The sequence below is a fragment of the uncultured Jannaschia sp. genome (assembly GCF_947494055.1).
GTDB lineage: Bacteria > Pseudomonadota > Alphaproteobacteria > Rhodobacterales > Rhodobacteraceae > Jannaschia.
In genome coordinates this window covers 87,988-103,646 of record NZ_CANLTR010000011.1, presented here as the reverse complement: position 1 = coordinate 103,646, position 15,659 = coordinate 87,988, and the positions used below count along the sequence as shown (strand labels likewise).

Annotated in this window: 17 protein-coding genes, 1 tRNA gene and 1 pseudogene; 14 read left to right on the top strand and 5 right to left on the bottom strand. The window is 66.2% G+C overall.

Annotation, left to right across the window (positions count from 1 at the left end; all coding sequences use genetic code 11):
* The first annotated feature begins 16 nt into the window (after positions 1 to 16).
* The 3 genes from Q1A87_RS11920 to Q1A87_RS11910 all read left to right on the top strand — a co-directional run bounded on the left by Q1A87_RS11920 (position 17) and on the right by Q1A87_RS11910 (position 2,698).
* Positions 17 to 952, top strand: a complete 936-nt coding sequence (locus tag Q1A87_RS11920; RefSeq protein ID WP_299651576.1) for a mechanosensitive ion channel family protein — start codon at positions 17 to 19, stop codon at positions 950 to 952.
* 46 nt (positions 953 to 998) lie between these two features.
* Positions 999 to 2,159 (top strand): M20 aminoacylase family protein, encoded by a 1,161-nt coding sequence (locus Q1A87_RS11915; protein WP_299651574.1) that lies wholly within the window; start codon positions 999 to 1,001, stop codon positions 2,157 to 2,159.
* A 116-nt stretch (positions 2,160 to 2,275) separates the two neighbouring features.
* Positions 2,276 to 2,698 carry a hypothetical protein gene (locus Q1A87_RS11910; RefSeq protein WP_299651572.1) on the top strand — a complete coding sequence of 141 codons (423 nt, stop codon included), beginning with the start codon at positions 2,276 to 2,278 and terminating at the stop codon, positions 2,696 to 2,698.
* 138 nt (positions 2,699 to 2,836) lie between these two features.
* Here the strand turns inward: Q1A87_RS11910 and Q1A87_RS11905 are convergent, their stop codons facing one another.
* Positions 2,837 to 3,304, bottom strand: coding sequence for a hypothetical protein (locus tag Q1A87_RS11905; RefSeq protein ID WP_299651570.1), 468 nt, complete (start codon positions 3,302 to 3,304; stop codon positions 2,837 to 2,839).
* 103 nt (positions 3,305 to 3,407) lie between these two features.
* Between Q1A87_RS11905 and moaA the strand changes: the two genes are divergently transcribed.
* Complete coding sequence (moaA, locus tag Q1A87_RS11900; protein ID WP_299651568.1) at positions 3,408 to 4,409, top strand: GTP 3',8-cyclase MoaA; 1,002 nt, start codon at positions 3,408 to 3,410, stop codon at positions 4,407 to 4,409.
* A gap of 96 nt (positions 4,410 to 4,505) precedes the next feature.
* Positions 4,506 to 4,970 carry a histidine phosphatase family protein gene (locus Q1A87_RS11895; RefSeq protein WP_299651566.1) on the top strand — a complete coding sequence of 155 codons (465 nt, stop codon included), beginning with the start codon at positions 4,506 to 4,508 and terminating at the stop codon, positions 4,968 to 4,970.
* On the opposite strand, the gene Q1A87_RS11890 is transcribed toward Q1A87_RS11895, so the two are convergent.
* A complete protein-coding gene (locus Q1A87_RS11890) occupies positions 4,967 to 5,428 on the bottom strand; it encodes an Lrp/AsnC family transcriptional regulator (RefSeq protein WP_299651564.1) in 462 nt (153 codons plus the stop codon). The genes Q1A87_RS11895 and Q1A87_RS11890 overlap by 4 nt on opposite strands.
* A gap of 138 nt (positions 5,429 to 5,566) precedes the next feature.
* Here Q1A87_RS11890 and cysG point away from each other — a divergent pair, with 138 nt between their 5' ends.
* The 6 genes from cysG to Q1A87_RS11860 are packed head-to-tail and all read left to right on the top strand — an operon-like array spanning position 5,567 to position 10,942.
* Positions 5,567 to 6,949 (top strand): siroheme synthase CysG, encoded by a 1,383-nt coding sequence (cysG, locus tag Q1A87_RS11885; RefSeq protein WP_299651562.1) that lies wholly within the window; start codon positions 5,567 to 5,569, stop codon positions 6,947 to 6,949.
* Positions 6,946 to 7,248, top strand: coding sequence for a DUF2849 domain-containing protein (locus Q1A87_RS11880; protein WP_299651560.1), 303 nt, complete (start codon positions 6,946 to 6,948; stop codon positions 7,246 to 7,248). The genes cysG and Q1A87_RS11880 overlap by 4 nt, the downstream gene beginning before the upstream one ends.
* Before the next feature lie 2 nt (positions 7,249 to 7,250).
* Positions 7,251 to 8,903, top strand: a complete 1,653-nt coding sequence (locus tag Q1A87_RS11875; protein WP_299651558.1) for a nitrite/sulfite reductase — start codon at positions 7,251 to 7,253, stop codon at positions 8,901 to 8,903.
* On the top strand, positions 8,893 to 9,624 hold the full coding sequence (locus Q1A87_RS11870) for a phosphoadenylyl-sulfate reductase (RefSeq protein ID WP_299651556.1): 732 nt from the start codon (positions 8,893 to 8,895) through the stop codon (positions 9,622 to 9,624). Before Q1A87_RS11875 ends, Q1A87_RS11870 begins: the two co-directional genes overlap by 11 nt.
* A gap of 7 nt (positions 9,625 to 9,631) precedes the next feature.
* On the top strand, positions 9,632 to 10,063 hold the full coding sequence (locus Q1A87_RS11865) for a DUF934 domain-containing protein (RefSeq protein WP_299651620.1): 432 nt from the start codon (positions 9,632 to 9,634) through the stop codon (positions 10,061 to 10,063).
* Between the two features lie 51 nt (positions 10,064 to 10,114).
* Entirely contained in the window at positions 10,115 to 10,942 is an 828-nt protein-coding gene (locus tag Q1A87_RS11860) for a ferredoxin--NADP reductase (RefSeq protein ID WP_299651554.1), read from the top strand.
* 75 nt (positions 10,943 to 11,017) lie between these two features.
* On the opposite strand, the gene Q1A87_RS11855 is transcribed toward Q1A87_RS11860, so the two are convergent.
* Positions 11,018 to 11,896: a hypothetical protein gene (locus Q1A87_RS11855; protein WP_299651552.1), complete on the bottom strand. Its 879-nt coding sequence runs from the start codon at positions 11,894 to 11,896 to the stop codon at positions 11,018 to 11,020.
* 182 nt (positions 11,897 to 12,078) lie between these two features.
* Between Q1A87_RS11855 and infC the strand changes: the two genes are divergently transcribed.
* The 3 genes and pseudogenes from infC to Q1A87_RS11840 all read left to right on the top strand — a co-directional run bounded on the left by infC (position 12,079) and on the right by Q1A87_RS11840 (position 14,345).
* Complete coding sequence (infC, locus tag Q1A87_RS11850) at positions 12,079 to 12,624, top strand: translation initiation factor IF-3 (protein WP_299651618.1); 546 nt, start codon at positions 12,079 to 12,081, stop codon at positions 12,622 to 12,624.
* A 642-nt stretch (positions 12,625 to 13,266) separates the two neighbouring features.
* Positions 13,267 to 13,383 (top strand): annotated as a pseudogene (locus tag Q1A87_RS11845) (IS630 transposase-related protein); the annotation flags it as partial.
* A 524-nt stretch (positions 13,384 to 13,907) separates the two neighbouring features.
* Complete coding sequence (locus tag Q1A87_RS11840; RefSeq protein WP_299651550.1) at positions 13,908 to 14,345, top strand: transposase; 438 nt, start codon at positions 13,908 to 13,910, stop codon at positions 14,343 to 14,345.
* Positions 14,346 to 14,521: 176 nt separating this feature from the next.
* On the opposite strand, the gene Q1A87_RS11835 is transcribed toward Q1A87_RS11840, so the two are convergent.
* Positions 14,522 to 14,598, bottom strand: a tRNA-Asp gene (locus tag Q1A87_RS11835).
* Between the two features lie 299 nt (positions 14,599 to 14,897).
* Positions 14,898 to 15,659 (bottom strand): MauE/DoxX family redox-associated membrane protein, encoded by a 762-nt coding sequence (locus tag Q1A87_RS11830; RefSeq protein ID WP_299651548.1) that lies wholly within the window; start codon positions 15,657 to 15,659, stop codon positions 14,898 to 14,900.

The window sequence follows — 15,659 nt, the reverse complement described above, 5'->3', positions numbered from 1 at the left end:
CGACGGGGAGCGCGACATGGAAGAGGAGACGACGCCGGAGCAGATCCATGCCGATCCCGGACTGATCGTCGACAAGATCGACAGCTGGCTCGATGGCCTGTTCCGCCTGATCCCGAATATTGCGGTCGCCTTCGTGGTGATGGTGCTCTTCGTCGTGGCCGGCCTCCTCGTCGGTCTCGGCATCCGGCGCATGGCGCACAACCGCAGGCGCGCCGATCTGGGTGCCGTGATCGGCAGCGTGGCGCGCTGGGCGATCTGGATTTCCGGCGCGATGCTCGCCCTGATGATCCTCACGCCGTCGATCCGGCCCGGCGACCTGATCGCGGGGCTCGGTATCGGGACGGTCGCGATCGGCTTCGCCTTCAAGGACATCCTGCAGAACCTGCTCTCCGGCATCCTGCTCCTGATCCGCCAGCCCTTCGCGGTGGGCGACCAGATCGTCGTCGGGGATTACGAGGGCACGGTCGAGCACATCCAGACGCGCGCGACGCTCATCAAGACCTACGATGGCCGCCGCGTCGTGATCCCGAACGCCGACGTCTATACCGACGCCGTCACCGTCAACACGGCCTTTCCGATCCGCCGGTCGCAATACGATTTCGGCATCACCTATGGCAGCGACACAAAGCTCGCCATGAAGGTCGCGGTGGAGGCCGCATCGGGCATCGAGCGGGTGATGAACGATCCCGGCCCCGAGGCCCTGTCGGTCGATCTGGGCGATTTCGCCAAGGTGGTCCGTCTGCGCTGGTGGACGAAATCCACCCGGACCGACGTTGTCCATGTCGCCTCCGACGTGATGCTCGCCGTCGAGGACACGTTCCGGGAGAACGGTGTCGAGATCCCGTTCCCGACGCGCACGCTCTACCTCCACGACCAGACGGGCGGCGATGCGGGGGACCGGGCGACCGCCCTGCCCCGGTCACCCGGGGAAACGGACGACGGGGGCGCTTGAACTCCCCGGGAGCCGGGCGCAGGGTCCGCGCCAAAAGGAGACCCGCATGCCCGTCAAGAACCGCTTCGCCGAAATGCTGCCCGAGATCACCGCCTGGCGCCGCGACCTGCACGAGAACCCGGAGATCCTGTTCGACACGCATCGCACCTCGGGCCTCGTCGCCGAGCGGCTGCGTGCCTTCGGCTGCGACGAGGTGGTCGAGGGGATCGGTCGCACCGGCGTCGTCGGCGTGATCCGCGGCAGGACCGATTCCGGCAAGGCGATCGGCCTGCGCGCCGACATGGACGCCCTTCCGATCCACGAGCAGACCGGCGCGCCGCACGCGTCGAAGGTGCCGAACGCGATGCATGCCTGCGGCCATGACGGCCATACCGCGATGCTGCTCGGCGCCGCGCAATACCTCGCCGAGACTCGGAACTTCGACGGCACGGTCATCCTGATCTTCCAGCCCGCGGAGGAAGGTGGCGGCGGCGGTCGCGAGATGTGCGAGGACGGGATCATGGACCGCTGGAACGTCCGGGAGGTCTACGGGATGCATAACTGGCCCGGACTGCCGGTCGGCGCATTCGCGATCCGGCCGGGTGCGTTCTTCGCTGCGACCGACGTGTTCAACATTCATCTCGAGGGCCGGGGCGGCCACGCCGCCAAGCCGCAGGAGGTCGTCGATACCGGCCTCATGGCTGCGCATCTCATCACCGCTTTGCAATCCATCGTCTCGCGCAACGCCGACCCGGTGGACCAGATCGTCGTCTCGGTCACGTCGATGGAATCCTCCTCCAAGGCGTTCAACGTCATCCCGCAGCGCGTCGAACTGAAGGGCACCGTCCGCACGATGTCCCCCGGAATGCGCGACCTGGCGGAGACGCGGATCAAGGCGATCAGCGCCGGCGTGGCCGCGACCTTCGGCGGCGCGGCGGAGGTGGACTACCAGCGGAACTACCCGGTGATGGTGAACCACGAGGATCAGACGGCCTTCGCCGCCGAGGCGGCCCGCACCGTCTCCGGCGATTGCGGCGAGGCGCCGCTGGTCATGGGAGGCGAGGATTTCGCCTTCATGCTCGAGGAACGGCCCGGCGCCTACATCCTCGTCGGCAACGGCAACACCGCGCCGGTCCACCATCCCGAATACGACTTCACCGACGAAGCGATCCCCGCCGGATGTTCCTGGTGGGCGGAGATCGTGGAGCGCCGTCTGCCAGCCGCTTGAACGGGCGGGCGAGAGGCGGAACATGCGAAACCAATTGTTTCGCCGTGCATGGCTTCACGTCTGTTGAGAGACGCCTATAAGCGCTCTCGTTTTTCAAATGTTCCATGGGTGCTCTCGTGAAGCTCCTTCGTCTTTCCCTGGCTGCTACGGCCCTCGCCTTTCTTCCGATCTCTGCCTCGGCGGACGTTTCCCGACCCGGTCCCGACGGGACGGGCATATACTCGACGGGCTGGTCGGGTGGCGGCCGGGGATCGTTCCACGTCGTCTGGCGGCCGGCCCTGGCGGCGGATGGCACCGTCCTGATCTGCGGCCTCTGGACCCTGGACAACATGCGTTTGCAACAGGGCGCGCAGCAGATCCTTCGAGGCGCGACCGTCATGGTCGACGGGCGGGCCGTCCGTCGGAGCCTGACCGGGCTGGCGCGGGCCGTCACCGTCAAGAGCCTTGGAAGCACGGAGCCCGCATGCGTCCCGACCGAAGCGCGCGGACCGTGGGAGGAGGTCGAAATCGCCTTCGGCAACGGCACCTTCCGGAACTGAACCCAGGCGGGGCCGGCGCTCGCGTCGGTCTGCCGCACCCAGGCGGGGCCGGCGCTCGCGTCGGTCTGCCGCGTCAGATCGCGGCCTCCACGGCTTCTCCGGCAGAGTGGCCGGAAGAAGCGGCCTCTGCTGCGGCGTTCACCGCCGTGCCAATACCACCGGATGCAGGCCCGCGAGCGGCAGACCGAGCGCCTGCAGCGCCGAGAGCGAGATCTGCGGGCCTCCCTCCGATCCCAGAGGTCGTAGCGTCACCGCGATCGCGTCGCCGGCGCCCGTCCGCACGGTGCCGGGCGTCTCCGCCTGCACCAGATCGGACTTCACCCACAGGCCGCCATCCGTCGGATCGCCGAGCGCCACCGTGACCTGTCCGAGCTCGCCGCCGACAGGCGCGGCCTGCGCCGCGGCGCGCGCCTCCGCCTTTTCGCGGTCGGACACTGTGTCGAGCGCGGCGGCGGACGTCGCCGGGCCCCGCAGGGTCGGGGCAGGCCGTGGTTGGGGGACCGCTTCGCCACCGGTCCGCGACGCCTCCGCGTTACGCGGTCCCGGACCAGGCAGTTGGCTGCACGCGGTCAGGGCGATGGGCAGGACGAGAAGCAGGAGGCGCATGACAGGAGATTCCGGTTGGCGGCGTCGGGATGCATCCTAGCGCCGCCCCTGCCCCTGTCAGCCCCACTTGTTGCCATGCGCCCTGCGGCCTAGGTTGCGCAGCATGAACGCACCCCTCATCGACCCCTTCGCCCGCAAGATCGACTACCTTCGCGTGTCGGTCACGGATCGCTGCGACTTTCGCTGCACCTATTGCATGGCGGAGCACATGACGTTCCTGCCGAAGAAGGAGCTTCTGACGCTGGAAGAGCTCGACCGGCTTTGCTCCACGTTCGTGCGGATGGGGGTGCGCAAGCTGCGGATCACCGGCGGCGAGCCGCTGGTGCGCAAGGGGATCATGACCTTCTTCGAGGGCATGTCGCGGCATCTCGGCGGCCCGCTCGACGAACTCACGCTGACCACCAACGGCAGTCAGCTCGAACGCTTCGCGCAGCCGCTGCGGGACGCGGGCGTGCGGCGGATCAACGTGTCGCTGGATACGCTCGACCCGGAGAAATTCCGCGCCATCACGCGCTGGGGCTCGCTCGACAAGGTACGACGCGGCATCGCGGCGGCACAGGATGCAGGCCTGCGGATCAAGATCAACACGGTCGCGCTGAAGGGCTTCAACGAGGGTGAACTTTTCGATCTCCTCGCCTGGTGCGCGGTGGAGGACATGGACCTGACCTTCATCGAGGTCATGCCGATGGGCGATATGGGCGAGGTGCAGCGGCTCGACCAGTACTGGCCGCTCAAGGACCTGCGCGCCCGCCTGGCGGAGCGCTTCACCCTGACCGAACTCGCGCACCGCACCGGCGGACCGGCGCGCTATGTGCGGATCGAGGAGACGGGCCAGCAGATCGGTTTCATCACCCCGCTGACGCACAATTTCTGCGAAAGCTGCAACCGCGTGCGGGTGACCTGCACGGGCGAACTCTACATGTGTCTGGGCCAGGAGGACATGGCCGATCTCCGCGCCCCGCTGCGCGCATCCGAGGCCGACGCCCCGCTCGAGGACGCGATCCGGCGGGCCATCGCGCGGAAACCGAAAGGGCACGATTTCGACTATTCGCGTCAGGCGGTCGAAGGGCAGGTCACCCGGCACATGAGCCATACGGGCGGGTGACGGCCGGACGCGGCCGGACGACATCGAACGGCTCGACCGCGGCCCCCTGGCCGGTCTAGGCTGCCGAAGGCCCAGTCCCGTGGCGGAGTCGCTCCCATGAAACTCATTCTCCTCCGGCACGCCAAGTCGGACTGGTCCGATCCTGCAAAGGACGACCGTGACCGGCCATTGAACGAGCGCGGGCGCAAAGCCGCGCGCAAGATCGGCGACTGGCTGAAATCACGGCATCATCTCCCGGACCTGACGCTCTGTTCGGACGCCGTGCGGACGCGGGAGACGCTGGCCGGGCTCGATCTGCCGGAGGCCGAAACCGAGTTCCGCCCCGACCTCTACCAAGCGGAAGCCGGCACGATCCTCGATATCGCGCACGAGCGGAACGCGGGTTGCGTCCTGATCGTGGCGCACAATCCGGGGATCGGCGCGGCCGCGGCAGAGGCCTGCGCGACGCCGCCCGCCGATCCGGACTTCGCCCGCTACCCGACCGGGGCCTGCACGGTGATCGACGTGCCCGATGGCCTGCCGGGGCGGTGCCTCGACTTCACGACACCACGCGCGCCCTAGATCGGCAGCGCCGTCTCCGACTTGATCTCCTCCATCGAGAGGAGCGCGGTGACGTTGAATACCCGGACCTCGGAGATCAGCGCCTGGTAGAAGACATCGTAGGCGCGGGCATTGGCGACGCGGACCTTCAGGATGTAGTCGATCTCACCCGCCAGCCGATGCGCCTCCTGCACTTCCGGCCGGGCGCGGAGCGCGGCGAGGAAGCGCTGCTGCCACCCGGCCTCGTGCTCGGAGGTGCGGATCAGGACGAAGAAGCAGGTGCCGAGCCCGAGCGCCTCCGGATCGACGAGCACCGTGGACGGACCCATCACTCCGGCCTCCCGCATCTTCCGGATGCGATTCCAGACCGGCGTCTTGGAGGACCCGACCTGCCGGGCGATCTCATCCAGCGATTGTCCGGCATCCGTCTGAAGCGCACGGAGGATCTTCCTGTCGAGTTCGTCCAACCGGGCCATCATTCCGTTTCCTTCTGCACGTAAGAACGCTGTTTTCAGATAGCGGCACAGGACGCGCCGATCGTTCCTCTTCTGCCCGACCCCCTGTGTCGAATCCAGAACGATGTTCTATATATCGGGTCATCCGCAGGGAGCCGACGCATGAATCACTTCCCCGTTTTCCTCGCCCTCGAAGGGCGGCGCGTGCTGGTCGCCGGCGGCGGCGATGCGGCCGTGGCGAAGTTGCGCCTGCTTCTGAAGACGACGGCACGCATCACCGTCGTCGCCGAAGCTCCCGCGCCCGAGATCGAGGCCTGGGCGGCGGAGGGGAAGCTGTCGCTGATCCGTCGCGGACTCGAGCCGGGCGACGCAACCTGCTGCGTCGTCGCCTACGGGGCGCATGAGGACGCGGCGCTCGACGCGCGGACGTTGGAACTGGCCCGTGCGGACGGGGCGCTGGTCAACATCGTCGACAACCTCGAACTCTCGCAATTCATCACCCCGGCCATCGTCGATCGCGATCCGGTCGTCGTCGCCATCGGCACCGAGGGGGCGGCGCCCGTCCTCGCGCGCAGCATCAAGGCCGACCTCGAGGCGGCCCTGCCGGCACGGCTCGGCCTGCTGGCGCGGATCGGCAAGACGTTCCGCAAGGCCGCCGACGCCCTGCCCTTCGGTGCGCCGCGTCGCAGGTTCTGGGCCGAATACTACGCCGAAGCCGGTCCCCGCGCCGCGGAAGCAGGCGAGACCGCCGTGCGCGCGGCACTAGACACGCTTCTGGCCGAACATATCGCCGCCGAGGCCCGCCCCGGTCATGTCGACCTCGTAGGTGCTGGCCCGGGCGACCCGGAGCTTCTGACGCTGAAGGCACGCAACGCGCTGGACCGGGCCGACGTGGTGATCCACGACCGGCTGGTCGCGCCCGCGATCCTCGAACTGGCGCGGCGCGAGGCGATCCTGGTCGAAGCCGGCAAGGAAGGCTTCGGGCCGTCGACCGCGCAAGACGATATTAACGCGATGATGGTGGAGCACGGGCTGAAGGGCAGTCATGTCGTGCGGCTGAAGGCAGGCGATCCGACCGTCTTCGGCCGGCTCGACGAGGAGATCGAGGCGCTGGAGGACGCAGGCCTGTCCTGGTCCATCGTGCCGGGCATTACCGCCGCCTCCGCCGCCGTGGCCGGGATCGGGCAAAGCCTGACGAAGCGCGGGCGGAACGGCTCGGTGCATCTGCTGACGGGGCACGACGTGAAGGGTTTCGCCGACCAGGACTGGCGCGCGCTCGCCGAACCCGGCGCGGTCGCGGCCATCTACATGGGCAAGCGCGCTGCACGGTGGATGCAGGGCCGTCTGCTGATGCATGGCGGGAGGCCTGCAACCCCGGTCACGATCGTCGAGAATGCGAGCCGCCCCGATCAGCAGGTCCGCGCTGCGACGCTCGCCACGCTGCCCGACGCGTTGACCGACATCGAAGGCCCCGCGGTCCTGCTGCTGGGGCTGGCGCCCCGTGCCGCCGTGGAAGCCATCGCCAACCGGGAGATCGCGCTATGAGCCGCCGCCCCTTCACACCGAAGGTCGTCACCGCGAACCTCCTGCGCGAGGGCGACGTCGTCTACCTGAACGCGCAGGGCGAATGGGTCGGAGACCTGCACGATGCCGAGCTGATCGAGGACGAGACCCGCGCGGCGGAGCGGCTGGCCCTCGCGGAAGGTCAGCCCGGCCGCGTCGTCGGCGCCTATCTGACCGACATGAAGGCCGGGCGGAACGGCCCCGAGCCCGTCCATTTCCGCGAGGGGTTCCGGGCGACCGGCCCGTCGAACTACCCGCACGGCAAGCAGGCGGAGGCCTGACCATGTATCATTACGACGATTTCGACCGCGCCTTCGTGGCGGAGCGCAACACGCAGTTCCGAGCCCAGGTAGAGCGGCGCCTCGACGGCTCGCTGACCGAGGACGAGTTCAAGCCGCTGCGCCTGATGAACGGCGTCTATCTGCAACTGCATGCCTACATGCTGCGCGTGGCGATCCCCTACGGGACGATCTCCGCGCCGCAGATGCGTGTGCTGGCGGAGCTCGCGGAGCGCTGGGACAAGGGCTACGGCCATTTCACAACGCGACAGAACATCCAGTACAACTGGCCGAAGCTCGTCGACATTCCCGACATGCTCGACCGGCTTGGCGATGTCGGCATGCATGCCATCCAGACCAGCGGCAACACGATCCGCAACGTGACCGCCGACCATTTTGCCGGCGCCGCGCGCGACGAGATCGCCGATCCGCGCCCCTACGCGGAATTGCTGCGCCAGTGGTCGACCGATCATCCGGAGTTCCAGTTCCTGCCGCGCAAGTTCAAGATCGCCGTCACCGGCGCGCCGAACGACCGCGCCGTTACCCGTGCCCACGACATCGGGCTGGTGCTGAAGGAGCGTGACGGCGAACTGGGTTTCGAGGTGCTGATCGGCGGCGGGCTCGGCCGGACGCCGATGATCGGCAAGACCGTCCGCGATTTCCTGCCCGAGGCCGATCTCCTGCCCTATTGCGAGGCGATCGTGTCGGTCTACAACCGGCTCGGCCGGCGCGACAACAAGTACAAGGCGCGCATCAAGATCACCGTGCACGAGACCGGGATCGACGAGATGCGTCGCCAGATCGAGGCGCGCTTCGCCGAGCTGCGGCCACTCTTCGACGGTGGTGATCTGGAGGCGCTTGACCGGATCAAGGCTCAGTTCGCGTTGCCGTCCTTCCTAAACGGGCCGAGCGAGATCGACTTGTCGGATCCCGTCCTGCGCAGCTTCGTCGATACCAATGTGACGCCGCACAAACGCGACGACCACGCCATCGTCACGATCTCCCTCAAGGCGCATGGAAAGACGCCGGGCGATGCAAGCGCCGAGCAGATGCGCGTGATGGCGGACATCGCTGAACGCTACGCCTACGGTGAGCTTCGGATCAGCCACGAGCAGAACGTCATCCTGCCGCATGTTCGCCGCAGCGATCTGCCCGTGCTCCACGCAGCGCTCCGTGCGGCCGGTCTCGGGACCGCGAATGTCGGGCTCGCCAGCGACATCATCGCCTGCCCCGGCATGGATTACTGCGCATTGGCGACGGCACGCTCGATCCCGGTCGCGCAGCAGATCGCGACACGGATCGATGAGATGGGGATCGAGCACGACATCGGCGCGCTGAAGATCAAGATCTCCGGTTGCATCAATGCCTGCGGACACCACCATGTCGGACATATCGGCATCCTCGGTCTCGACCGGGCGGGTGTCGAGAATTACCAGGTCACGCTGGGCGGCGACGGCACGGAGCGCGCCGCAATCGGCGAGCGTGCCGGGCCGGGCTTCGCCTACGACGAGATCGTGCCGGCCGTCGAACGACTGATCCTTGCCTACCTTGACGTGAGGGAGGATGCCGGGGAAACCTTCCTCGACGCCTACCGCCGCCTGGGACCCGCCCCCTTCAAGGCCGCCCTGTATCCCGAGGAGAAGCGCGATGCCGCTTGACGCCCAAGCCCTGCTCGCCGCGCGTGCCGCGAAGCTGAATGCCGACCTGTCGGATGCCTCGGCCGAGGCGATCCTCGACCGAGTCCTTCGCGATGACGGGGTCGGCGACCTCGCGCTCGTATCGTCTTTCGGTGCGGAATCGGTCGTGTTGCTGCACCTCGTGGCGCAAGTCGATGCGACCATTCCGGTCCTGTTCCTCGAGACGGGGATGCTGTTCCCCGAGACCCTGCGCTATCAGCAGCAGGTGGCCGAGACGCTTGGCCTGACCGACATCCGGTTGATCCGGCCGGACAGCGCGGACCTGTTCCTCCACGATCCGGAGGGGGATCTTCACGACCGCGATCCCGAAACCTGCTGCGCGCTTCGCAAGGTGAAGCCGCTGGAACTGGCGCTACAGCCCTTCGAGGGTTGGATCACCGGCCGCAAGCGGCATCAGAATCCGGACCGTGCCGCGCTCGATGTCTTCGAAGTCGATGCCGGCAAGCTGAAGATGAACCCGCTCGCACGATGGAGCCGGGAGGATGTGTCGGCCTACATGGACTTGCATGACCTGCCCCGGCATCCTCTGGTTGCGCAGGGCTATGCCTCGCTCGGCTGCGCGCCTTGCACGACCAAGGTCGCGCCGGGCGAGGACCCGCGGGCCGGACGCTGGCGCGGTCAGGAGAAGACCGAATGCGGCATCCACTTCGCCGGGGGCCGATTCTGGCCCGCCACCCGCTGAGGAGACGATCATGCCCATCGTGACCGATACCGGCTTCGCGTCGGATGATCTGGATATGCGGTTCGCCGCTATCGATGCCTTGCCCGCGAACGGGCCGCTGGCCGTCGATCTGGCGCCCGATGCCGATCTCGACCCGGTACTCCTGCGCCTGCCCGAGATCGCCGTCATCCGTGTCGCCTTTCCGAGCTTCGCGGACGGGCGCGGCTTTTCCATCGCGCGCATTCTGCGTCGGGCCGGCTTTACCGGCCGATTGCGTGCCGCAGGGCACCTGATCGCGGACCAGTACGCGATGGCCCGGCGCAGCGGTTTCGACGAGGTCGAGATCGACGAAGACCTTGCGGCGCGTCAGCCCGAGGCCGAGTGGCGTGCCCGGGCCGACTGGCGCGCGCATGACTATCAGCGTCGTCTTGGCCGTCGACCGGACCTGCAGACGGCCTAGAACCCCGAACGATCCAGAACTAGAGGTGCGGCTTCCGCCGCTTGTGACGCCATGAACGACATGAACCCGAATCCCGGCCACGCCACTCCCGTCCTGCCCGACGCGCAGACCGTCACGCAGGTCACGCACTGGACGGACGAGCTCTTCTCCTTCCGCGTGACGCGGCCCGCATCGCTGCGCTTCCGGTCGGGCGAGTTCGTGATGATCGGCCTGATGGGCGATCCCGACCCGAAGACCGGTCGGGCGAAGCCCATCCTGCGGGCCTATTCCATCGCCTCCCCGGCTTGGGACGACGAGCTTGAGTTCTATTCGATCAAGGTTCAGGATGGCCCCCTGACCTCCCGGTTGCAGCACGTGAAGCCCGGCGACCAGATCATCCTGCGGCCGAAGCCTGTCGGTACGCTGGTCCACGACGCGCTCCTGCCCGGCAAGCGGCTGTGGTTCTTCTCCACCGGCACCGGTTTCGCGCCCTTCGCGTCGCTTCTCCGCGAGCCCGAGACCTGGGAGAACTACGACGAGGTGATCGTCACCCATACCTGCCGCAACCTGTCCGATCTCGAATACGGGCGGCGTATTGTGGAAGCACTACGGGCCGACGAGCTGATCGGCGAGCTGATCGGCGACAAGCTCAAGTACTATCCGACAACCACCCGCGAAGACTCGCCCACCGTCGGGCGGATCACGGATCGGCTCCGCGACGGGTCGGCCTTCGCCGATCTGGGCGTCGAGCACATCGCGTCCGAGACCGATCGCGCGATGGTCTGCGGCTCGCTCGCCTTCAACCTCGAGATGAAGGAAGTTTTGGAGGGGTTCGGTCTTGAGGAAGGCGCGAATTCCGACCCGAAGCATTACGTCATCGAAAAGGCCTTCGTCGACTGACACACGCCGCCAAGGCAACGAAAAAAGGGCCGCGCAGTCGAAACCGCGCGGCCCTTTCTTCCGAATATCGGAAGCTTACTCGATGTCGAGGCTGGTGCGCAGCTCCTCGATGACGTCGGGAACAAGGTCCCGGTCGCCCTCGGCTTCCTCGATCCGGGTCCGCAGCGTCGCCTTGTCGGCATCGCTCAGGTCGGACTGGTCGACGACCACGATCAGGTCTTCGGCATTGAAACCCTCGGGCGTCAGGAGGGCGTCCAGATCGGTCTCGGCGGCAGCGGCATCATCGATTGCCTCCTCGGTCGCGTCGGCTGTCTCCGCATCGACCGCCTCGACCGATCCGCCGACACCGGCTTCCTCTTCCGTTCCGGCGGCGCTGCTGTCCTGCGTGCCGGTCGAGTCGTCCTCAGCTTCGGTCGCCGGCGCATCCGCCGCCGGAGCGGTCGCAGCATCGGTATCCGTCGCACCGTCCGTCACGGTGGTATCGGTTTCGATCTCGACCGCCTCGGGTTCGACCTCGACAGCGTCGGTCTCCGTGTCGGTCGCGGCTTCATCGGTTGCGTCGGCCGCCGGCTCGGTTGCATCCGTTGCAGGCTCATCGGTGGACGCGGCGTCCGTGGCGTCTTCCTCGACGACCGCCTCGCCACCATTGGCCTCGGCGGCAGCCTCGGCTTCCTCGGTGGTGTCCGGCAACTCGTTTTCGACGGCTTCGGGTGCGTCGGCGATGGATTCCTCGACGGAGGGTTCGGCGGTGTCATCCTCGACGACCACGGCATCACCTTCGACGACGATTTCCGCGTCCGAGTCCTCGGCGGTGTCGGTTTCTGCGGCCGGGATGCCTTCCTCGGTTACGACGGCATCCGGCGCTTCGGCCACGTCATCGGTTCCGGCAAACAAGATCCAGGCTAGAACCGCGACGACCAGGACGGCCAGTCCGACGATTACGTTGCGCGACATATGATTTCTCCCATGCGATGTGGACCGCCCGTGCCATCGGACGGCCTGGCACGGGATCAATCCCCCACCGGCAACCTTGTTCCCTCGACCGGCGGACAGCCCCCGCGCTGCCATCTTGAAGGAAAGCGCGGCGGAAGCTATGTCGAATCCCTATCGACAACGTCCCTGAAAGGACCACGACCATCGCCCGCAGACCACATAACGCGCCACCGCAGCGCGACACCGGCCCCCGCATCAATGACCGCATCCGCGCCGTCGAGATCCGCCTGATCGGCGCCGAAGGCGAGAACGTCGGGGTCGTCAGCCCCGCCCGCGCCCGCCAGATGGCGGAGGATGCCGGGCTCGATCTTGTGGAGATCAGCCCGAACGCGACCCCGCCCGTCTGCAAGATCATGGATTTCGGAAAGTTCAAGTACGAGACCCAGAAGAAGGAATCCGAGGCGCGCAAGAAGCAGAAGACGATCGAGGTGAAGGAGGTCAAGTTCCGCCCGAACACCGACACCCACGATTACGACGTCAAGATGCGCAACGTCTTCCGCTTCCTCGAATCCGGCGACAAGGTGAAGGTCACGCTGCGGTTCCGCGGCCGGGAGATGGCGCACCAGAATCTCGGTCGCGAACTGCTCGAGCGGGTCGCGAAGGATACCGAGGAGGTCGGCAAGGTCGAGAACTTCCCCAAGATGGAAGGCCGGCAGATGGTGATGATGATCGGTCCGACCCAGCGCTGACAGGGGGCTTGCCCGCCTTGCGGAGGCTTCGGCTTGCGGCCGGGGCTTCGCCGTACCGGCGCATCGCAGTTGGCGCCGAAGTCGTTGGCCGAGCCGCTGCGGTTCCCCAAATGCTAACCTCTGCAGGGTCGCGTGAAAGCATCGAGCTGCTATTAGGTAGAGCTCACGCTGACGAGCGATACGATCAACTGCATCCCGAAGACCTGTCGGCGACTCGGCGATTTGCGCATACAATACGATGACGGCGACCGATCCGGTGCGCGTGTCGGGCAAGGTCGAGGAACGGTACGCGATGGCGCTAATGCGAGATGCGAGATGCGAGACTGTTCGGACAGCAAGATCATGCCTTTTTAATCCCGCCGCATAGGCCGGACATCTTTGTCTGGGCGAGCGGACCGTTGCACGATCTTCGTCTAACGGCCCAAGCGCCTTGGGCGGCTAGAGACCACACGGAAAGTCGTAAATCAGCTTGCTCGTAACAACGGCCAGCGGCTGGCGTTCGCCTAGAGTTCCCGGCCTTTGCTCACCCGCCCATGGCCACAGACAATATGGCGGATCTTAAAGCGGTTTGCCTCTGGTCAGAATCGTTGGGGATTTCCTTGGGATCATCGGTTTGATCCACTTCCGGAAGGAGGTGGACGGATGGGCAAACCCTACTCGATGGACCTTCGCGAACGGATCTGGCGCTACATTGCCGCGGGTCATTCACGACGGGCAGCCGCGCAAGTTTTCGGTGTGAGTGCGAGCACGGCGGTCCGGTTGGCGGCCGCTTATCGCGACCGGGGAGTTGATAACGCCGAAGCGGCAGGGTCGCGCAGAGGGGCCCGCCGGCGAGCTTGCGCCCCACATGGCGTTCTCGACCGGGATCGTCCGTGCGGAGCCGGACATCACTGTGAAGGAATTGGCGACGCCCATCGGGCTTGAACCGATGGCGCCGCGAAGGGCGACCGCGGCGGAGACGCATGGCGTGTCGGTTTAACTCTCGTCGATCCACCGGGCCCTGATCAGGGCGGGGTTCTTATATAAAAAAGGCCTGGTCGCGCGGGAGCGTATGCGGGCTGATATCAGGCTGGCCCGGCATGACTGGACCGTTCGGCGCCAGCCCTTCATGCGCGACAGGGCCCATCGGCTGGTCTTCATGGATGAAACGTCGGTTAAGGCGAACATGACCCGCCTGCGGGGCCGGAGTCCGTCAGCGAACGTCTTTTAGACACGACCCCGTTCGGCCGCTGGAAGACGCAGACATTCATCGCCGGGCTCACCTGCGACGCGCTGATTGCGCCTTGGGTGATCGAGGGCGCGATGGACCGGGCCGCTTTCGATATCTACGTCGAGACCCAGTTCGCCCCGGCCCTGTCGCTAGCCACCGTGTTCTTCGGAATCCGATCCACTGGATCGAATCCTTCTCCTCCTCACTCCTCGACAACCTGTCGATCCACAGGAGCCCGAAGACCGCCGAAATCCTGAACGCCCACGGCTGCTGGTTCCGTTCTCGGGGAAAGCCGTCCACTGGACGACTTTCTGATTCCTCGAACCTGCCGACCTACTCGCCCGACCTGAACCCGATCGAGATGGTTTTCTCCAAAGTGAAAGCCCACCTCCGCCGCATCGGCGCGTGGGCCTACGATACGCTCATCCGGGCGCTCGGCGACATCTGCGATCTCTTCGATCCCGAGGAGTGCTGGAACTTCTTCGAAGCGACAGGATACGCGCCTCATTAAAAGCAAAGCGCTTTAAAGCCCGCGTTGCGCCCGGAAATGCGGATGCCGGAGACGGCAATATCGGAAGCATAGCAGTCTGCGATCGATGGCGTGATCGCATCGCGAGCGAGTGGCGATGTCCGACAATGCCTGCATCCAGCAGATTGCTGTCGCCGATCGATGACGTCGGGATTAAATGGCGCGGTTGACGGGGCTCGAACCCGCGACCCCCGGCGTGACAGGCCGGTACTCTAACCAACTGAGCTACAACCGCGCGTGGGGGCCCGGATAGCGGGGGCGTTTGCCGGGGTCAATACGCATCCTGCACCGAGACGGGGAACCTTGCTTCTTCTTTGCTAAATACTCGATAGCAACCACGCCAAAAATGTGATCGGCGGCGATCATATGGGCCTTGGCAAGCCGCGGCCCGCCGTGGTTCAGGATCGCCGCCATTGTGGCGAACATCTAGATGAATGGGACGCTCCATAAGGATCGGCTAGACGAACAGGCCAACTACGCGCCGCAACATTGGCCGCCCGCCTTCGCTCTGGCTGGGACGCGGCCGACGGCTTCTCAAGTAAAGAGCAGACCCAGCATCACGAGGGACATCCCCATCATGCCGAGATTCTCGGTTAGGGAGACGAAGCCCAGCGGCACATTCGAATTGCCGCCCACGCAGGCGCATTTGAGCTCCCGCTTGTCGACGTAGACCGCCTTGAACACGCTGACGGCCCCGACCGTTCCGATGAACAACGCCGCCGGCGCGGAGAGCCACGTCGCGACCATCGCCGTCATCAGAATACCCGCGCCGGCCTCGACGAACGGATAGACGTAGCCGTAGCGTATCCAGCGCTTCGCCAGCAGGTCGTAGTTCAGGAACATCGTCGAGAAGCTCTCGATGTCCTTGAGCTTCTGCAGGCCGAGCAAAATCATCGAGATCGAGACGAACCACCCGAGCGTCTGCCAGGTGAAGAGCGTGGCGAACGCGTACCACGTGAAGGCGATCGCGGTCAGCGCGGCAACCGAGAAGAGCGCGATGACAGGCGTGTAGGACAGGCCGTTGTCGTTCGCGTCCTTCTTGCCGAAATGCACCTGCAGCGCGTCGTAGCCGCCGACGCGCTCGCCGTCGATGAAGGTCTGCGGCGTGGTCTTGACGTCATGCTCCCGCTTGAAGGCGTCGGTCTCCTCGCGGGTGCGAAGTGGGTGATCCTCCACACGGAACCCTTCGCGCTCCAGCAGGTCCTTCGACTTCAGGCCGAAGGGGCAGGTATGCCCGGGCATGACCATCCGGTAGAGCACGGCGGTCCTGTCGTCTTGCGTGGTATCCTTCGGCAT